This window comes from Opitutaceae bacterium TAV5 (assembly GCA_000242935.3).
Taxonomy (GTDB): domain Bacteria; phylum Verrucomicrobiota; class Verrucomicrobiia; order Opitutales; family Opitutaceae; genus Geminisphaera.
Genome location: CP007053.1, coordinates 5,924,278 through 5,939,641, shown reverse-complemented (window position 1 = coordinate 5,939,641; position 15,364 = coordinate 5,924,278). Strand labels below are relative to the sequence as shown.

At 65.9% G+C, this 15,364-nt stretch carries 17 protein-coding genes; 11 read left to right on the top strand and 6 right to left on the bottom strand.

Annotation, left to right across the window (positions count from 1 at the left end; all coding sequences use genetic code 11):
• Positions 1–76 precede the first annotated feature (76 nt).
• Complete coding sequence (locus OPIT5_25140) at positions 77–1,261, top strand: metallophosphoesterase (GenBank protein AHF93001.1); 1,185 nt, start codon at positions 77–79, stop codon at positions 1,259–1,261.
• 19 nt (positions 1,262–1,280) lie between these two features.
• On the opposite strand, the gene OPIT5_25135 is transcribed toward OPIT5_25140, so the two are convergent.
• From OPIT5_25135 to OPIT5_25115, 5 genes are all read right to left on the bottom strand, one after another.
• The gene (locus OPIT5_25135; protein AHF93000.1) at positions 1,281–3,212 is read right to left on the bottom strand and encodes a histidine kinase; all 1,932 of its coding nucleotides are present in this window, start codon (positions 3,210–3,212) and stop codon (positions 1,281–1,283) included.
• Between the two features lie 58 nt (positions 3,213–3,270).
• Positions 3,271–4,197 (bottom strand): histidine kinase, encoded by a 927-nt coding sequence (locus OPIT5_25130; protein AHF92999.1) that lies wholly within the window; start codon positions 4,195–4,197, stop codon positions 3,271–3,273.
• A 127-nt stretch (positions 4,198–4,324) separates the two neighbouring features.
• On the bottom strand, positions 4,325–6,112 hold the full coding sequence (locus OPIT5_25125; GenBank protein AHF92998.1) for a histidine kinase: 1,788 nt from the start codon (positions 6,110–6,112) through the stop codon (positions 4,325–4,327).
• 248 nt (positions 6,113–6,360) lie between these two features.
• Positions 6,361–7,185: a flagellin gene (locus tag OPIT5_25120; protein AHF92997.1), complete on the bottom strand. Its 825-nt coding sequence runs from the start codon at positions 7,183–7,185 to the stop codon at positions 6,361–6,363.
• A gap of 177 nt (positions 7,186–7,362) precedes the next feature.
• Entirely contained in the window at positions 7,363–8,172 is an 810-nt protein-coding gene (locus tag OPIT5_25115) for a flagellin (GenBank protein AHF92996.1), read from the bottom strand.
• A 549-nt stretch (positions 8,173–8,721) separates the two neighbouring features.
• Here OPIT5_25115 and OPIT5_25110 point away from each other — a divergent pair.
• From OPIT5_25110 to OPIT5_25090, 5 genes are all read left to right on the top strand, one after another.
• On the top strand, positions 8,722–10,470 hold the full coding sequence (locus tag OPIT5_25110; protein AHF92995.1) for a flagellar hook protein: 1,749 nt from the start codon (positions 8,722–8,724) through the stop codon (positions 10,468–10,470).
• Positions 10,463–11,161 (top strand): hypothetical protein, encoded by a 699-nt coding sequence (locus OPIT5_25105; GenBank protein AHF92994.1) that lies wholly within the window; start codon positions 10,463–10,465, stop codon positions 11,159–11,161. The genes OPIT5_25110 and OPIT5_25105 overlap by 8 nt, the downstream gene beginning before the upstream one ends.
• Before the next feature lie 52 nt (positions 11,162–11,213).
• Positions 11,214–11,513 carry a hypothetical protein gene (locus tag OPIT5_25100; protein AHF92993.1) on the top strand — a complete coding sequence of 100 codons (300 nt, stop codon included), beginning with the start codon at positions 11,214–11,216 and terminating at the stop codon, positions 11,511–11,513.
• Positions 11,514–11,517: 4 nt separating this feature from the next.
• Positions 11,518–11,934: a flagellar biosynthesis protein FliS gene (locus OPIT5_25095; protein ID AHF92992.1), complete on the top strand. Its 417-nt coding sequence runs from the start codon at positions 11,518–11,520 to the stop codon at positions 11,932–11,934.
• A 90-nt stretch (positions 11,935–12,024) separates the two neighbouring features.
• Positions 12,025–12,405: a hypothetical protein gene (locus OPIT5_25090; GenBank protein ID AHF92991.1), complete on the top strand. Its 381-nt coding sequence runs from the start codon at positions 12,025–12,027 to the stop codon at positions 12,403–12,405.
• Between the two features lie 198 nt (positions 12,406–12,603).
• Here the strand turns inward: OPIT5_25090 and OPIT5_25085 are convergent, their stop codons facing one another.
• Positions 12,604–12,876: a hypothetical protein gene (locus OPIT5_25085; protein AHF92990.1), complete on the bottom strand. Its 273-nt coding sequence runs from the start codon at positions 12,874–12,876 to the stop codon at positions 12,604–12,606.
• A gap of 293 nt (positions 12,877–13,169) precedes the next feature.
• Between OPIT5_25085 and OPIT5_25080 the strand changes: the two genes are divergently transcribed.
• From OPIT5_25080 to OPIT5_25060, 5 genes are read left to right on the top strand one after another with little or no spacing between them, the layout of a single operon-like run.
• Positions 13,170–13,706, top strand: a complete 537-nt coding sequence (locus OPIT5_25080) for a chemotaxis protein CheC (protein ID AHF92989.1) — start codon at positions 13,170–13,172, stop codon at positions 13,704–13,706.
• 44 nt (positions 13,707–13,750) lie between these two features.
• Complete coding sequence (locus tag OPIT5_25075; GenBank protein AHF92988.1) at positions 13,751–14,911, top strand: histidine kinase; 1,161 nt, start codon at positions 13,751–13,753, stop codon at positions 14,909–14,911.
• The gene (locus OPIT5_25070; protein AHF92987.1) at positions 14,908–15,069 is read left to right on the top strand and encodes a hypothetical protein; all 162 of its coding nucleotides are present in this window, start codon (positions 14,908–14,910) and stop codon (positions 15,067–15,069) included. The genes OPIT5_25075 and OPIT5_25070 overlap by 4 nt, the downstream gene beginning before the upstream one ends.
• A 30-nt stretch (positions 15,070–15,099) precedes the next feature.
• The gene (locus tag OPIT5_25065) at positions 15,100–15,201 is read left to right on the top strand and encodes a hypothetical protein (GenBank protein ID AHF92986.1); all 102 of its coding nucleotides are present in this window, start codon (positions 15,100–15,102) and stop codon (positions 15,199–15,201) included.
• Between the two features lie 37 nt (positions 15,202–15,238).
• Positions 15,239–15,346 (top strand): hypothetical protein, encoded by a 108-nt coding sequence (locus tag OPIT5_25060; protein ID AHF92985.1) that lies wholly within the window; start codon positions 15,239–15,241, stop codon positions 15,344–15,346.
• Positions 15,347–15,364 lie beyond the last annotated feature (18 nt).

The window sequence follows — 15,364 nt, the reverse complement described above, 5'->3', positions numbered from 1 at the left end:
GGTGAGGCGTTTTTTGCCCGGATAGCGGCCTCCCCTCCTCGAACACAACTATCATCCCCCTCTCTGCTTTAACGCTGTGCGCGACCACTTTTCCCTCATCCTCATCACCTACCTCTTCGTTTGCCTCTGGCTCGGCTTCCGGAGCTGGCAGGCGCTCCCCCGCCGCCGCTGGCTGCGCAACCTCTGGCCCGCGTTCATCGCCGCGCTTTCCCTCTCCTTCATGGTCGGCATCCTCCTGCGTTTCGCCGATCTGTGGGAACCCGTTGCCCGCGCCTGCCGGCTCGTCGGCGGGATCTGGCTCGTGACACTCCCGTACTGGTGCCTCATTACATTCGCCTTCGAAATCGTCCGTATCGCCGCCCGGCTACGCCCCTCGCTCGTCCCGCAATCGCTCCGGCAAAATCCGCAGCGCGCCCGCACCCTCGGCCTGCTCGGCTCCGTCCTGCTCGTCGTCCTCATTTTTACCGCAGGCTACATCCGCTTCCTCCACCCGCAAGTCACCCGCTACGCGATCCACATCGACAAGCCCGCCATCCCCGCCGCGTCGTCCCCCGCCGCCTCTCCCCGCCTGCCGCAACCGCTCCGCGTCGCTTTTGCCGCCGATCTCCATATCGGCGACATCATCGGGAAAAAACGCACCGCCGACTACGTCCGCCGCATCAACGCCCTCAACCCCGACCTCATCCTTCTCGCGGGCGATCTGCTCGACAACGGCCTCGCTCCGCTTGTCGAACAGGACATCGGCGCCGAACTCGCAAAACTCCGCGCCCCGCTCGGTGTCCATGCCGTGCTCGGCAACCATGAAACCTACTCCGGCGCCGACGACTGCGCCGCCTGGTTCAGCCGCTACGGCATTCGCGTCCTGCGCGACAAAGCCGTTCCGCTCGCCGGCGGCGCCCTCTGGCTGGCCGGCCGCAACGACGCCACGATCCGCACCCGCAAGCCCCTCGCGCAACTCCTTGCCGATGCCGGCGTCGATCGCACTCGCCCCCTCATCCTCCTCGACCATCAGCCCAACGACCTGGTGACTCCGGCCTCTGCGGGCATCGATCTGCAACTGTCCGGCCACACTCACAACGGCCAGGTCTGGCCGATCAGCCTGGTCGTCGCACGGCTCTACGATGTTGCGTATGGTCATGCCCGCCGCGGCGATTTCCAGATCTGCGTCACCTCCGGACTCGGCCTCTGGGGCCTGCCCGCCCGCATCGGCACTGTCTCCGAGATTGTCGATCTCGAGATCAGCTTTCGCCGTTCGCCCTGAGTCCCTTGAAACAGGCGGGCTAACCGGGTTTCCTGTCCAGGGCGGCGCGCAGGCAGCGGTTCAGCATTTCGATATTGTAGGGCTTTTCCAGAAACTCGACCGGGCCGATCTCGCTCAGCCGGTCCCGCATTTCAGGCATGAGTTTGCCGCTCAGCACAATGACCCTGGCCTCGGGCCGGCGCGCCCGGATCGCCCGGAAAATCTCCAGGCCGTGCACGCGCGGAAGATTCAGGTCCAGCAACACCGCGTCGATCTTCAGCGACTCGTCCCCGATCGCCCGCATCGCCTCGTCGCCGTCCGCGACGAGATGGAGCGTGTAGCCGTTTTCGCGCAACAGCGTATTCAGCAGCAGCCGCAAACTCGCCTCGTCCTCGATGACCAGAATGCTTTCCCCTTTCCCTGCCGCCGCCGGCTCCTGACCCCGCTCCTCCGCGATCGGGGCCGGCAGCATGCGCTCCTGCAACGGCAGATAGATGTGAAAGGTCGTCCCCTCCCCCGGCGCCGTCTGCACGTCGATCAGGCCGTGGTGGTTGACCACCACTCCGTACACGACCGAGAGCCCGAGACCCGTCCCCGTGTGGCCCTGCCGGGTCGTGAAAAAGGGTTCGAAAATGTGTTCGCGCACGTCCGGGGTCATGCCCGACCCCGTGTCGCTGACGGACAATTCCAGGTAATCCTGCTGTGTGTTCGCCTGCAACGCGGCGATCTCCGCCCCCGCCACGCGGCGCGTGCCCAGCGTGAGCACGCCTCCCGCCGGCATGGCGTCGCGCGCATTCACGCACAGGTTCATCAGGACCTGCTGCAACTGGTTCGGATCCGCCGCCAGGGCCGGCAGCCCCGGCTCCAGCTTCTGGCGAAACTCGATGGGACGCGGAAACGTCTCGCCGAGCATCTGCACGTGCTCGGCAACGAGCCGGTTCAGATCGACGGCGCGGTAACTCACCTCCGCCTTGCGGCTGAAAGTCAGGATCTGCCTGACGAGGCCGACCGAACGCTGCGTCGCATTGTGCACCTCGCGCAGATAACGCAGCAGGGTCTCGTCGCCGGCCGGCACGCGCGCGAGCGAAAGCTCGACGAAGCCCTTGATGATCGCGAGCAGGTTGTTGAAATCGTGCGCGATGCCGCCCACCAGCGTGCCGAGGCTTTCCATCTTCTGCGACTGCCGGAGCTGCTCCTCCAGGTGCTTGCGCTCGGTGATGTCCACCCGCAGGCAGAGCAGGTGCGTGATCTCGTCCGCGTGACTCCGTATCGGAGACACCAGGACATTTTCCCACACGTCGGGATTTCCCCGGTACGAGGTGTGCAGCTCGCCGCGCCACTGGCGGCCGGCCGCCACCGTCTCGCAGAACTGCCGCCAGGATTCCTCGTCCGGGTGTCCCTCGCGCAGCACGCGGATATCGCGCTCGAAAATTTCCTCCAGCGTGTAGCCGGTGAGCTGGGAGAAGCGGGGATTCACGTATTGCACGCGCCCTTCGGGCGTCGTCATCACGATGGAAACCGGCGCCTGCTCGACAGCCTGGGCGAGTTTTGAAAAATGCTCCTCGCCCAGCCTCCGCCGGGTCACGTCGCGGCCGATGGAACGCACGGCAAGGGGCCGGCCGTCGACGTCGCGCAGCAGCGTCTCTTCCCAGGAGATCCAGCGCCAGCCTTGCGCGGTGTGCCAGCGATGTTCGCGGACGATGTGAAACGGTGCGGCATGCAGCCGCGCCGCCGCCTGCCGCCAGTTTTCCGCATCGTCGGCGTGCACGAGATCCGCCAGCTCCAGCCCGACGCAATCCTCCATGCGCCGCCCGAGCTTGCGCGCGAAGGCGGAGTTGCCGGCGAGGACGAGACCGGAAAAATCATGCACGACCGCAAGCTCCAGGCTGTTGGCCCAGGGGCTCACCCGGGAATCGGTTTCCGCGCCGGAAAAGGGCGCGGGGCCGCTGGTATAAACGGCGGGGGGCATCATGGTGCGGGAAAGATGAACGAAGGCCGGAAGCGGCCGGATTGGCAGGCGGTGCAAAGTCTCATATCAGGCCGCTCAGGATAAACGGCAGTCGCTGGACGCTGTTGGAAAGGGCGGCCCGGGCGAGCCGGGTGCTGCGCTCGCTTTCGCCGTAAAGGATGCGCCAGCCGGGAAGCCGTTCCCAGGCATCGGGCGCCAGCGCCGGGACGTTTTCGAAACCGCCCCGGATGCCGGCCTGGCGCACCAGCTGGTCGGCCACCTGCACCGCGGCCGCGCAAAAGGCATGTTCCGGCGCCGTCTCCGGATCGTTGTGGTGCAGCACCGCCTCGACGATCTCGTTCGAGAGCCGGTGACGTTGCAGGTAATAGCCGCCGATCCAGGCGTGATCGCGGCCGACCAGGGCGCGCTCCACGGCGCACACGGCGGCGGTGTCGGCGCAGGCGCTCACCACGATCTCGGCAAACTCGGCGGGAAAGGCGGTGGCGAGGACGACCTTGCCGACATTGTGGAGCAGGCCGATGATGTAGTCCATGTCGTCGTCGATGGAGAGCGTCGTCGTGCTGAGGATTTCGCGGGTCATGATGCCGGAGCCGATGCAGTGCTTCCACAGTTCGCGCCACGGCAGGTCGAGCCCCTGGCCGCCGATGCGCTGCATGTCCTCGATCACCGGCGTGGCCATCGACAGTTCGCGAATCTGCCGGATGCCGAGAAAGAGCACCGCCTCCTCGATGTCGTTGACCTTGGCGCTCAGCCCGAAAAACACGCTGTTGACCATGCGCAGGAGCCGCGCCGTCAGCGACGGGTCGCGCCGGATGATTTCGGCGATCTGCGCGGTGTAGCTGCGTTCGGAATTCACGGCCCGCGCCAGATCCGTGTTGATGCTCTGCAGGGAGGCCAGTTTCGGACAGGCGTCGATGCGGCGGCAGATTTCCTCGTCTGTGTAGGGACCGGAAGAGCTGCCGCAGGGGACGTCACGGGTGTTCGCCATGGATGATGACACGATCTCCCGTTAATCGGAGCATCCCGGCGGAGGGTTTAGCGGAAACCGGCGCCTGGGGCCAAATGCATGCATGGCCCGGGCAACGGGGCGCAACCCGGCGTCGGGCGAAGCGTTCTCAGCGGGGGCGGCCCCGCAGTTCGTTTTTCAGCCGCAGGATGCGTGCGTGCGCCTGGAGAGAAAACCGGCGCCAGTTGAAGCCGGGGAAAACCCGCTCGTTGAGAATCGGCCACGCCGTCGTGTCTTCCGGATTGCGCGCCAGAGCGCCGGTCCACTCGCCGCACTCGCCAATCTGGTAGCGGAGGCAGAGATGCCGGGCCAGTGCCACCACCGCCACGAGATCACGGTGGCGGATGGCGTTTTCCGGCTGGTCCGCGCAGCGGATCGCCTCCGTGTAGGCGGCCGGCAGCCCGTGTTTCAGGGCAAAGGCCTCGCCGATCTCGCGCACCTCGCATCCCAGAAACCGTCGTTCCGCCACCGGCCGGGGCACTTCATGGCGCCGGGCATGACGCGTGATCGCCCGGAAGGCGTACGGATGGAGCTTCAACAGCACGAGTTGTCCGAGATCATGCATCAGGCCGGCATTGTAGGCGGTGCGCGCCAGGTGCTCCTGCTCCAGCGCCTGGCAGACAAATTCCGCCAGGTGCGCAACGGCCACCTGAAACATCCAGAACTGCGTCCAGGAGAGCGGGGCCAGATTTTCTTCATCGATCGTCACCAGCGAGCGGCCCAGCGCCTGCAGGCGGGCGTTGCCCAGCCATCCCACCGCGCCGCGCAGGCTGCTGATGGCATCGCCATCGTCGCGGTTCAGCCGGTTGGCGCTGATCAGGATCTGGCCGGCCAGGCCCGGATCGCGCAACACGAGGTGCTGGACCGAGGCGAGGCTGGCCAGGTTGGCCGACGCAGCCATCTGGAACGCCGCCGCCACGCTCGCGATCACCGGGCAGCCGGGCAACGCCGCCGCCCGCGCCTTCACCGTCTGCGGATCGACCAGCGGACCGGCGGAAAGATCGGCGCCGATCCAGCGTTGCTGCTCCTGCCGCTCCGCCTCGTCGAGAGAGGCGGTCCGCCGCTCCTCCGCTCGCGCCCGCCCGGCGCTGCGCGAGGCCGCCCGGGCGTCGCCGGCGCGTTCGTCGCGATCCGGAGATGAGCCGAGCCGGACGATGCGTGCGGCTCGCGCGCAGAGAGCCGCCAGCGCCGCGGCGGCCCCGGCGTCGGCCGGCGGCCCCGTCACTCCCGCCAGCCAGCGGGCGATGCCGGGCGCGCTGGCCGCGGTCGCCAGGTCCGCCAGTCCGGCCACGTCGGCGGCAAACCGGGCGCACTCCTCCGGCGTTCCGGTAGCGGACACGGTATCCGCCCGGGCCGCACCGGCCTCCGGGACATCCGCCGGAAGGGGCGGGAAAAACGCGCGCAGGCCGGATTCCATGCCGGCGAGGGCATCCGCCAGCGCCCGGCGCTGGTCGCGTATCCATTCCATGGTTACTCCGGAACGGCGGACGACGGCGGACGGCTCCGGAACCAGCGCCCGGAGCCAGGATTGTTCCTGCGCCTTGGCGATTTCCTGGAGGATGAGTTCGTCCTCGTAGGGTTTTATCAGATAGTTCCGGGGACGGTAATCGAGCGCCGCCCGCACGGCCTTGCGCTCGGATACGGCGGTGTAGATGACGACGGGCAGCGTCCGGAAAAACGGATCGGCCCGCACTTTCTCCAGAAAAACAAAGCCGTCCGCCCCGCCGCCAAGACGCAATTCGACCACGGCGAGATCGTACCCGACATGCGTGTCGAGCAGAACCCACGCCTCGTCGGGCGTGGAGGCGACGTCGCAACTGTGATCGCCTCGCTCCAGGATGCTGGGAAAGACACGTTGCGCCGCCAACTGGTCATCAAGGAGAAGCAGGTGGGCCATAAGCGCGCAGGGTTCGGTAAAAATACCTGTCTGTGTACTTCGGTTCCCCGGGGAGAAACTTTAAGGGGAGTTTTTCGGGTGCTACCCGCAAAACACCCCGCACGCCGGGAGGCGCACGGGGTGTTTGTCTGATACCGGACTCCGGTCTGTTTCCGGCGTCCGTGTTTCCTGGTCTGTCGGGCTGGTTTACACACTACCTGTCCAGAAGGGGCGCCCGCCGGAGGGCCGGCACCCCGGTTATCTGCCGGTTACTGCAGGAGCGAGAGGGCGATCTGTGCAGAACTGTTGGCCTGGGAGAGCATCGAGGTGCCGGCCTGCACGAGGGTGTTCCAGCGTGCGAGCTGCGTCGATTCCTCCGCCACGTCCACATCCACGATGCGGCTGTTGGCCGCCTCGAGGTTGGTCTTGTTCGTCGTCAGCACATCCGAGGCGAAGCCGAGGCGGCTCTGCTCGGAACCGTTTTCGGCACGGAACGTCGCCACCGCTTGGATCGCGGTGTTGAGCGCGGCCACATCGGCGATGCCCGCCAGTGAGCCGGCTCCGGTATCATCGACCAGAGTCGTGCCCAGCGTGGTAGCCAGATCCTTGGCCGTGATGTCAACGCTCTGCAGACCATCCTCGGAAACCTTGACGTTTTCGATCACGCCGGAACTGTCTGCGCCGAACAGGGCCACGCCGTTGAACTTTTCCTCGGCGAGCGAGGCCAGCTGCTTCTGGAGCTGCTTGAACTCGACGTCGTAGTTGTCCTTGTCACTGGTGTTCTTCGTCGGGTCCTGGTACAGGGTGTACAGTTCCGAGATGCGGTTGAGGACATCGCCCGCGGTGGCGAGCACGCCGTCCTGGGTTTCCAGATACGACGTGGTGTTGGCGATGTTGGTGGCTGTCGCGCTGGAGCGCACCGCCGCGGCGGAGAGCTTCATCGAGACGGCCAGGCCGCCGGCGTCGTCCGCCGGGCTGACGATCTTGGAGCCGCTCGAGAGCCGGTTGAGGCTCTTTTGCAGCGCCGCGTTCGAGGCCGACAGATTGTTGGATGCAATCGTCGCCGCGTAGTTGGTGTTAATGACTACTGCCATGGGTTTATCTTTCCTTGATGAATGCGACGTCCGTCGTCGCCACGGGCCCGAATGGGGAAACGGCTCCGGGCCAGGCCGAACAGGGCGTGTGCCCCGAAACGTCAATCCCCTCCCGCCAAGGGACACGGGCCCGAAGGGCGCGCGCGGCCGGCATGCCGGGGGGGGTGAAAGATCCGCTTACTGGAGCAGGGCGAGAACGGTGTTCACGCTCTGGTTGGCCTGGGAGAGCATCGAGGTGCCGGCCTGCACGAGGGTATTCCAGCGTGCGAGCTGCGTCGATTCCTCGGCCACATCCACGTCTACGATGCGGCTGTTGGCGGCCTCTAGGTTGGTCTTGTTGGTCGTCAGCACGTCCGAGGCGAAGCCGAGGCGGCTCTGCTCCGCTCCGTTGTTGGCCCGGAATGTGGCCACGTTCTGGATCGCGGTGTTGATCGCGGCCACATCGGCAACGCTTCCGAGCGAGCCGCCGCCGGCCGGGTCGGAAAAGACGCCCAACCCGGTCGCCAGATCCTTGGGCGTGAGCTCGACCGCCTGGAGGCCGTCCTCGGAAACCGGCACGGACAACGAATCGGTCGAGAACAGCGCGAGGCCGTTGAACTTCTCGCCGGTCAGGCTGGCGAGCTGCTTCTGGAGCTGCTGGTACTCGACGTCGTAGTTGGCCTTGTCATCGGCGTTCTTGGTCGGGTCCTGATACAGGGTGTACAGTTCGCCGATGCGTTCGAGCACGCTGGCGGTGGTGCCGAGCACGCCATCCTGCGTTTCGAGAAGCGAGACGGCATTGCCGATGTTGGTGATGGTCGCTCCGGAGCGCGTGGCCGCAGCCGAGAGTTTCATCGAGACCGCCAGGCCACCCGCATCGTCGGCGGGCGAGACGATCTTGGAGCCGCTCGAAAGCCGGTTGAGGCTCTTTTGCAGCGCTGCATTCGAGGCCGAGAGATTGTTGGCGGCAATCGTAGCGGCAAAGTTGGTGTTGATGACAACAGCCATGATATCTTCCTTGATGTTGAAAACTGCCCTGTCCGTAGGGCGACGGGCCGGTGGAGGAACCGGGCCGGTCCGGCTGCGCGATAGGTCGCAGATGAGAACCTGTTACGGCGCGCCGCCGGACGGACTTTAGAAAAATCCCCGGACCGCCTCCGCCCTTCCCTTGTATCCGTCATTCCAGAACAGCGGACTTGCGCCGATGTGAACCCGAAACCCTCGCCGGCGTCCGCCACCGCCTGGCCGCCTGAACCGGAGGAATGGCCGCGAAAGGGCGCAAAAATCCTTATGCGCATGAAACCCTCCATCGCGCTTATAAGCGCGCGGGAGATTCACGACGGGCAGAATGATTTTTGCGCCCTTTTGCGGCTAAAAAATCTGCAAGGATTATACCAACGTCTCAGAGTCTTTGGATTTGCACAAAAAAACATAAATTATCCAGAGGCACCGGCAGGGCCCGGATCCGGTCGCCCGGATTTGGACAATGCAGGCTAAAGTCCCCATCCCTCCGTGCCGATAGCCCCCTCGCAAAAGCCAACCGCTCGCCTACACACCATGGCCTCTATCCAACTCACCGGGCTGATCTCGGGCCTCGACTGGGAATCCTTCATCGAGGACATGCTGGCACTCCAGCGCGTCCCCATCACCAGCCTGCAAACAAAGCAGAGCGAAAATACCCAAAAAATCAGCGCCCTCGATACGCTCGGCACCTTGTTCAACCAGCTCGGCACCGCCTCCAGGGCCCTGCAAAGTGACGGGGTTTTCAACGCCCGCACCGCCAGCTCCGGCAACTCTGCCTGGAACGCCTCGGCCTCCGCCGGCACCGCCAGCGGCACCTGGGCCATCAACGTGCTCGAAGTCGCCACCGCCACCCGACTCTCCGGCGCCGCCGGCATCAGCCAGGGACTCGCCGCCACGAGCGCGGAAGCCGAAGCCCTCACTCTTGCCTCGCTCCCCACCTCCACCGCCGTCACCGCCGGCACCTTCACCGTCAACGGCGCCCGGGTCACCATCGGGCTCGGTGATTCGCTCGGAGACGTCTTCGGCAAAATCGCCACCGCCACCGATGGCGCCGTCACCGCCGCCTACGACGCCGCGGCCGACCGCATCACCCTCACCGCCAGCGACGGTGAAGCCATCGTCCTCGGCGCCGCCAACGACACCTCCAATTTTCTTGCCGTCGCCAGGCTCTACAGCAACGGCACCGATGCGGTGGCCAGCACCGCCACCCTGGGACGCACCGTCACCAACGCCCCTCTGGTCAACGCCGGCCTTGCCACCGGCATCGCCGCCGTCACCGATGGCGACGGCACCGGCACCTTCACCCTTAACGGCGTGGAAATCGCTTACGACGCCAACACCGACTCCCTCTCCACCCTCATCCGCCGCATCAATGCCAGCAGCGCCGGCGTGACCGCGAGCTACGACTCCACCACCGACAGCGTCGCCCTCACCGCCAACACCACCGGCAGCCTCGGCATCACCCTCGGCGCCGACGATGGCGGCCTCCTCGCGGCGCTCGGGCTCACCGCCGCCGCCGGCGCCACCACCACGCTCGGCTCCAACGCCGTCTTCACCGTCAACGGCGGCCCCCCGATCACCAGCACGGGCAACACCCTCACCGCGACCGATCACGGCATCACCGGCCTCTCCCTCACCGTGACCGAAGCCGGCTCCGGCACCGTCACCGTCGGCGCCGACACGGAGACCATGCGCTCCACCATCGAAAACTTCATCACGGCCTACAACGCCGTGCAGACTTACATCGATGACGTCACCGCCACCACCGTTTCCGGCAGCACCGTCACCTCCTCCACGCTCAGCCGGAACCGCGAAGTGCAAAGCTGGGCCAGCCAGCTCCGCTCCACCGTCTTCGGTTCGGTCACCGGCCTCGGCGCCGCCATCTCCCGCATCACCGACCTCGGCATCGACTTCAAAGGCACCTCCCCGCAACTCGTCATCACCGATTCCACCAAGCTCGACGCCGCGCTCGCCGACGATCCGGATGGTGTCGCCGCCTTTTTTGCCACCGGCTCCACCGGACTTGCCGCCAGGGTCGACACCCTCCTCGCCAACTACATCGGCACCACCGGCACCGGCGGTTCCCTCAAAAGCCAGACGGACGCCCTCGCCAAAGCCAACGCAAAAATCGACGACCAGATCGCCGTCCTCGAACGCCGGATCGAATCCCAGCGCGCCCGCATGGAGGCGTCCTTCATCGCCATGGAAAGCTCCATCTCCAAATACAACCAGATGCAGACTCTCCTCGATAACGCGCTCGGCATCAAAAAAGACGATGACTGATTCTTTCCATCGCGTGCGCCCTCTCGCGCTCTCTCTCCTCCTCCTTATCGCCGCCGGCGGCTGCACCACCGCCACCCGCGATGCGCTCGAACTCGGCCCCTTCTACACACCGGCCAACAGCCGGGGCGCCGCCGTCTGGCCGGAAGACATCCGCCGCATCGCCGTGCTTCCGGTCGACGGTTCCTCCGCCGCCCTGCCCGACGACTTTATCGCCTCGTACGATCCCGTGTGGCTCGCCGCGCTCCAGAGCACGCAACGGGCGGAATTCGTCCCGGTGCCCCGCGAACAGATTTCCCACCTCGCCGACGGACGGCGCTCCGTCGGCTCGACCTCGCTCCTGCCCGCCGCCTTCTTCGAAAAAATTCTCGCGATCACCGGCGCCGACGCCGTCGTCTTTTGCGATCTCACCGGCGTCACGCCCTGGCCCCCCCTCGCGGTCGGCCTGCGCGCCAAACTCGTCCACCTGCGCCGCGGCAACCTCGTCTGGGCCTGTGACGAACGTTTCGACGCCGCCGCTCCCGCCGTCGCCAATTCCGCCCGCCGCTACGCCCGCAAGTCGGGCAACGGTCGCGGCGATTCGGTCACCTCGGTCCTGCAAAGCCCGTCGCATTTCGCCTCCTGGGCCTCCGGCGAAGTCGCTTCGACCCTCCCTCCCCGCATCGACGTGCGACAGGCGCCCGAGCACCGCTGATACCCTCCGTCAATCATCCGCCACGCTCCCGACAAAAATTTCGCAGCTTCCCATGATCTCCCGACCACTCTCCACCACCTCCTCCACGCCGGAGCGCATTGGCGCGCTGCCGGCGCAAACCCGGACCGCCGCCACCGGCGCCGCGCCCCGCGCCGCCGCCGACGAACGGCTCTCGGCGATCCACGCCGCCAACCTCCTGGCGGCGCTGGCCGCGCTGCCCGAAATCCGCCCCGAAGCCGTCGCCCGCGCCCGCGACCTCGCCGCTGATCCCGCCTGGCCCGACGCCGGGGTGATCGATGCCGTCGCCCGCCTCGTTTCCGCCGCCGCCGATCTCTCCGCCATCGAGGACTAGTTCCATGTTCGCACCCAACTACGCCCGCATTTACCGGCAACAGTCCGTCCTCACCGCCAGCCCGGGCCAGCTCGTCGTCATGCTTTACGACGGCGCGCTGCGTTTCATGGCGCTCGCCCGCGAGAGTTTCCGTCTCCCCGAAAACGATGTGCGCCGGATCGAGCAGATCCACACCTCGCTCCTGCGTGCGCAGGCCATTCTCAAGGAGCTCCAGGCCACGCTCAATCACGAGGCCGGCGGTGAAATCGCCGCCAATCTCGAACGCCTCTACGACTACTATATCCGCCGCCTCGAGGAGGCCAACCGGCGCAAGGACGAAGCTCCCGTCATCGAGGTCGAGCGCCTCGTCGGCCATCTCCGCGACGGCTGGGCCGAGATGCTGCGCACTGCCAATCCCGCCGGCGACACCGTCGGGAAATGACGAATGACAAACGCCCCCTCCTATCCCTGTCACCGCCACCATCGCGCTGCCCCCCTCCCTTTCATTCGTAATTCGTCATTCTCTCCTCCCATGCCCGTGACCCGCCGCCTGCTGTATTCTCTCGAAACGCTTTCCGGCCAGGAAAACGCCCTGATCGATGCCGGAGACTGGCCGGCACTCGACGAACTGCTCGACCGCCAGATCGCGGTGACGCGCGGGCTCGTCGCCCATCTCCCCCGACGCCGCGAACCGGCCGCCTCCGCCGACGCCCTGCTGCGGGCCCGCCTCCGGCAATTCCATGACGGTTGCGTCGCCCGGGTCCGGCAACTCGCCGCCATCGCGGCGGCGGACAAAAACAGCCTGCGCGCACTCGAAACCCTCCATCGCCAGCTCTGCGCGGTGAAACAGTCCTACATCAACCGTCCGCGCTCCGGCAGCCCCGCCCGCGCCGGCCTGGCCGTCCACGCCTGACCGTTGCCCTTTCCCGCCCGGATCCTGCCCGGCCGGATTCAGATTCCGCAGAAATTTTTCAGCCGCAAAAGAGCGCAAAGGATCTTTTTGCAGGGAAACTCTCCATGGCGCTTATAAGCGCCACGCAGTGTTTCATCCGCGTGAAGATTTTTGCGCTCTTGTCAGACTGTCGCTTCGCTCGGTACACGGCTGAAAAAATCACTCCTTGTGCTCTCTCGCGGCTCCCCGCCCCGCGAGCCACGCCTCCGCCAGCCCCTCGGCCGCCGCGCGCCAGTCGGATCCCGACGCCGCTCCGTAAACCGATCGCGCTGCCGCCACCTCGCCGTCCGGGCCCGAGGCCACGGCCCGCAGACAGAGCTGGCCCTCCGCCAGCGCGGCCGCCTGCAACAGCAGCCCCCCGCCGTCCGCACAGACCATCCATGCGCGCCCCCGGTTGTAATTCGCCTGACGCCGGATATCCCCGGTCACCATCCCCGGAGCACGTTGCCGCAGGACGGCCTCCACATGTTGCAGAAAAGAAAGCAGGCGCAGGGTGGCTGATGAAGTCACAATGGCTCTTCACATCGGCAACAACCCCGAAAACTGAAGCGCAAGGCAAACGCATCTGCAACCCCCGCCGCACGACGGAAAATCATCCCCGTGTTTTTTCCTAAAGTACAAAAGAGGCAGGTCGATAACACGAGCCGGCGCTATCTCGCCTCCACTCACGCAAACCGGTCCGCCTGCTCCACCGATCAGGCGTCCTCGCATCCACGCCTCAACGCATGCCCGCCATCCAGGATATCAACGAAACCATTTTTCAGGAAACGATCACGCGCGCCGTCCAGGAGGTTTTCAGAACCATGGTCGGACACGCCGCCGAACTCGCCGGCACGGCGGAGGATCGCCGGCTCAAGTCCCTGTCCATTCACGGGCCCCAGGTGGTCGGCACCGTCGGCTTCATCGGCGATATCAACGGCCTCATCTACCTCTATCTCGACGCCGCCTTCGCGCGCAAGGTCTCCGCCAGCCTTCTCGGCATGACGCCCGAGGAGATCGACGACGCCGGCGACGAGGTCGTCAACGATGCCATCGGCGAGCTCACCAACATGACCGTTGGCACCTTCAAGAACCAGCTCTGCGACCGCGGCTATCCCTGCCGCCTCACCATCCCCTCCATCCTGCGCGGCAGCAATTTTTCCATCGAGCCCATCAGCTCCACCACCCGCCGCGTCTACCGCTTCACCATCGACGGACATCTCCTCGTTGCCGACCTCCTCATGAAACCGGCCGGAGACGCCGGCAACGACGCCGACATCTGATCCCGCCCGCCCCCGTCTTCCCTCGCTTCCCGCACCTGCACGCCATGCGCTACAAGATCCTCACCGTGGACGATTCCCGCACCGTCCGCATCATCGTCAAAAAAGCGTTCCGTCCCTGGGATTGTGAAATCGTCGAAGCCGCCAACGGCATCGACGGACTCGCCCTCGCCGCCGGCGACCGGCCCGATCTCATCCTGCTCGATGTGACCATGCCTGTCATGGACGGCGTGGAAATGCTCACGAAGCTCAAGTCCGACCCCGCGCTGAAGACCATCCCCGTTGTCATGCTCACCGCCGAAGGCGGCCGCGAGAATGTCCTCCGGATCGCAAAGATCGGCGTGCGCGACTACATCGTAAAACCCTTCAAGGAAGAGCTGCTCGTGCAGAAGGTCGGCCGCATCATCGATCTTCAGCCCGCCACCGGTTCGCCCGCCCGCTCCCGCACCATTCTCGATCCCGCCGCCATCCTCGTCGTCGAGGACAAGCCCGCCATCGTCCGGCAGATCGCCGACGGCCTGAAACACACGCCCTGGCAGGTGACCGGCGTCGACACCACCGCCGCCGCCATCGACTTCTGCGCCCGCACCGTGCCCGACCTCGCCATGATCTCGCTGTCGCTTCCCGACGACGCCGCGTTCACCCTCTTCCGCGTCATCCGCGCCAATCCCCGCACCCGCAACACCCCCGTCTTCGGCCTCGTCGTGAAGACCGACGCCCTCGCACAGCAGCAGGCCCTGCAAACCGGCTTCACCGCGCTCGCCACCAAACCGCTCGACATGCGCGAAGTCGAGACCCGCGTCGCCCGCGCCCTCAATCTCGACACCTCCCACCGCTATTTCTCCATCGAACAAAACCTCCTCGTCATGCGCTTGCCCGAAAACACCGGCCAGGGCGTCGTCAACGAGGTGTCACGGTATCTCAAGGACAAGATCGCCGACGCCGTCGATACCGGCGTCAGCAAGGCCGTCTTCGACCTCAAGCAGCTCCGGCATCTCGACATGACCGTGATCAAGCTCCTGCTCCAGGCGATGGAGACCTGCAACCAGCTCGCCCTGCGTTTCAGCCTCGTCGGCAATCCCGCGATCACCGCCGAGTGCGAGGATTTCGAGGACACCCGCAACTGGCACTTTTTCGACTCGCTGGAAGCCGCCCTCGCCTCCGTCACCGATACCACCTCCGCCGCTTCGCAACCCGTCAGCTCATGAATCCGCCACGCCTCCGCTCCTCCTCCTCGCCTCCGCCCGACGACAAGTTCTCGCCCTTCGACCAGCCGCCTCCGGAAAAAGAGCGTCCCACCATGCTGCCGATGATCATCGGCCTCGTCCTCATCGTCCTCGCCTCGCTCGTGATCTTCTCGAGCTGACCCCCTGCGCCCGCCGCCCTTCTCCTTCCCATGCAAACCGAAGACGACAACGAATCAGGTCCCTCGCCGGTCTCCCTGCTCATCGCCTTCGCGCTGATCGCCATCAGCATCGTTCTCATCTGCACCGGATGACTCCGGTTTCCTGCTCAACGATTCACTGCCACATCGTATGGACGACCCGAATGCCAAGGATACCACTCTCATCGTCGCCGCGCTCGTCGTGGTGCTGACCGCCGCCGCCATCGTGTTCGGCCTGTTCCTGTTCTCCCGTCTCTGAATACCCGTTCTCCCGCTT

Bases quoted from the DNA above. Each gene is read 5' to 3' on its own strand.
- OPIT5_25135 (AHF93000.1), bottom strand. From the start codon at position 3,212: ATGATGCCCCCCGCCGTTTATACCAGCGGCCCCGCGCCCTTTTCCGGC.
- OPIT5_25130 (AHF92999.1), bottom strand. From the start codon at position 4,197: ATGGCGAACACCCGTGACGTCCCCTGCGGCAGCTCTTCCGGTCCCTAC.
- OPIT5_25125 (AHF92998.1), bottom strand. From the start codon at position 6,112: ATGGCCCACCTGCTTCTCCTTGATGACCAGTTGGCGGCGCAACGTGTC.
- OPIT5_25120 (AHF92997.1), bottom strand. From the start codon at position 7,185: ATGGCAGTAGTCATTAACACCAACTACGCGGCGACGATTGCATCCAAC.
- OPIT5_25115 (AHF92996.1), bottom strand. From the start codon at position 8,172: ATGGCTGTTGTCATCAACACCAACTTTGCCGCTACGATTGCCGCCAAC.
- OPIT5_25110 (AHF92995.1), top strand. From the start codon at position 8,722: ATGGCCTCTATCCAACTCACCGGGCTGATCTCGGGCCTCGACTGGGAA.
- OPIT5_25105 (AHF92994.1), top strand. From the start codon at position 10,463: ATGACTGATTCTTTCCATCGCGTGCGCCCTCTCGCGCTCTCTCTCCTC.
- OPIT5_25100 (AHF92993.1), top strand. From the start codon at position 11,214: ATGATCTCCCGACCACTCTCCACCACCTCCTCCACGCCGGAGCGCATT.
- OPIT5_25095 (AHF92992.1), top strand. From the start codon at position 11,518: ATGTTCGCACCCAACTACGCCCGCATTTACCGGCAACAGTCCGTCCTC.
- OPIT5_25090 (AHF92991.1), top strand. From the start codon at position 12,025: ATGCCCGTGACCCGCCGCCTGCTGTATTCTCTCGAAACGCTTTCCGGC.
- OPIT5_25085 (AHF92990.1), bottom strand. From the start codon at position 12,876: ATGGTGACCGGGGATATCCGGCGTCAGGCGAATTACAACCGGGGGCGC.
- OPIT5_25080 (AHF92989.1), top strand. From the start codon at position 13,170: ATGCCCGCCATCCAGGATATCAACGAAACCATTTTTCAGGAAACGATC.
- OPIT5_25075 (AHF92988.1), top strand. From the start codon at position 13,751: ATGCGCTACAAGATCCTCACCGTGGACGATTCCCGCACCGTCCGCATC.
- OPIT5_25070 (AHF92987.1), top strand. From the start codon at position 14,908: ATGAATCCGCCACGCCTCCGCTCCTCCTCCTCGCCTCCGCCCGACGAC.
- OPIT5_25065 (AHF92986.1), top strand. From the start codon at position 15,100: ATGCAAACCGAAGACGACAACGAATCAGGTCCCTCGCCGGTCTCCCTG.
- OPIT5_25060 (AHF92985.1), top strand. From the start codon at position 15,239: ATGGACGACCCGAATGCCAAGGATACCACTCTCATCGTCGCCGCGCTC.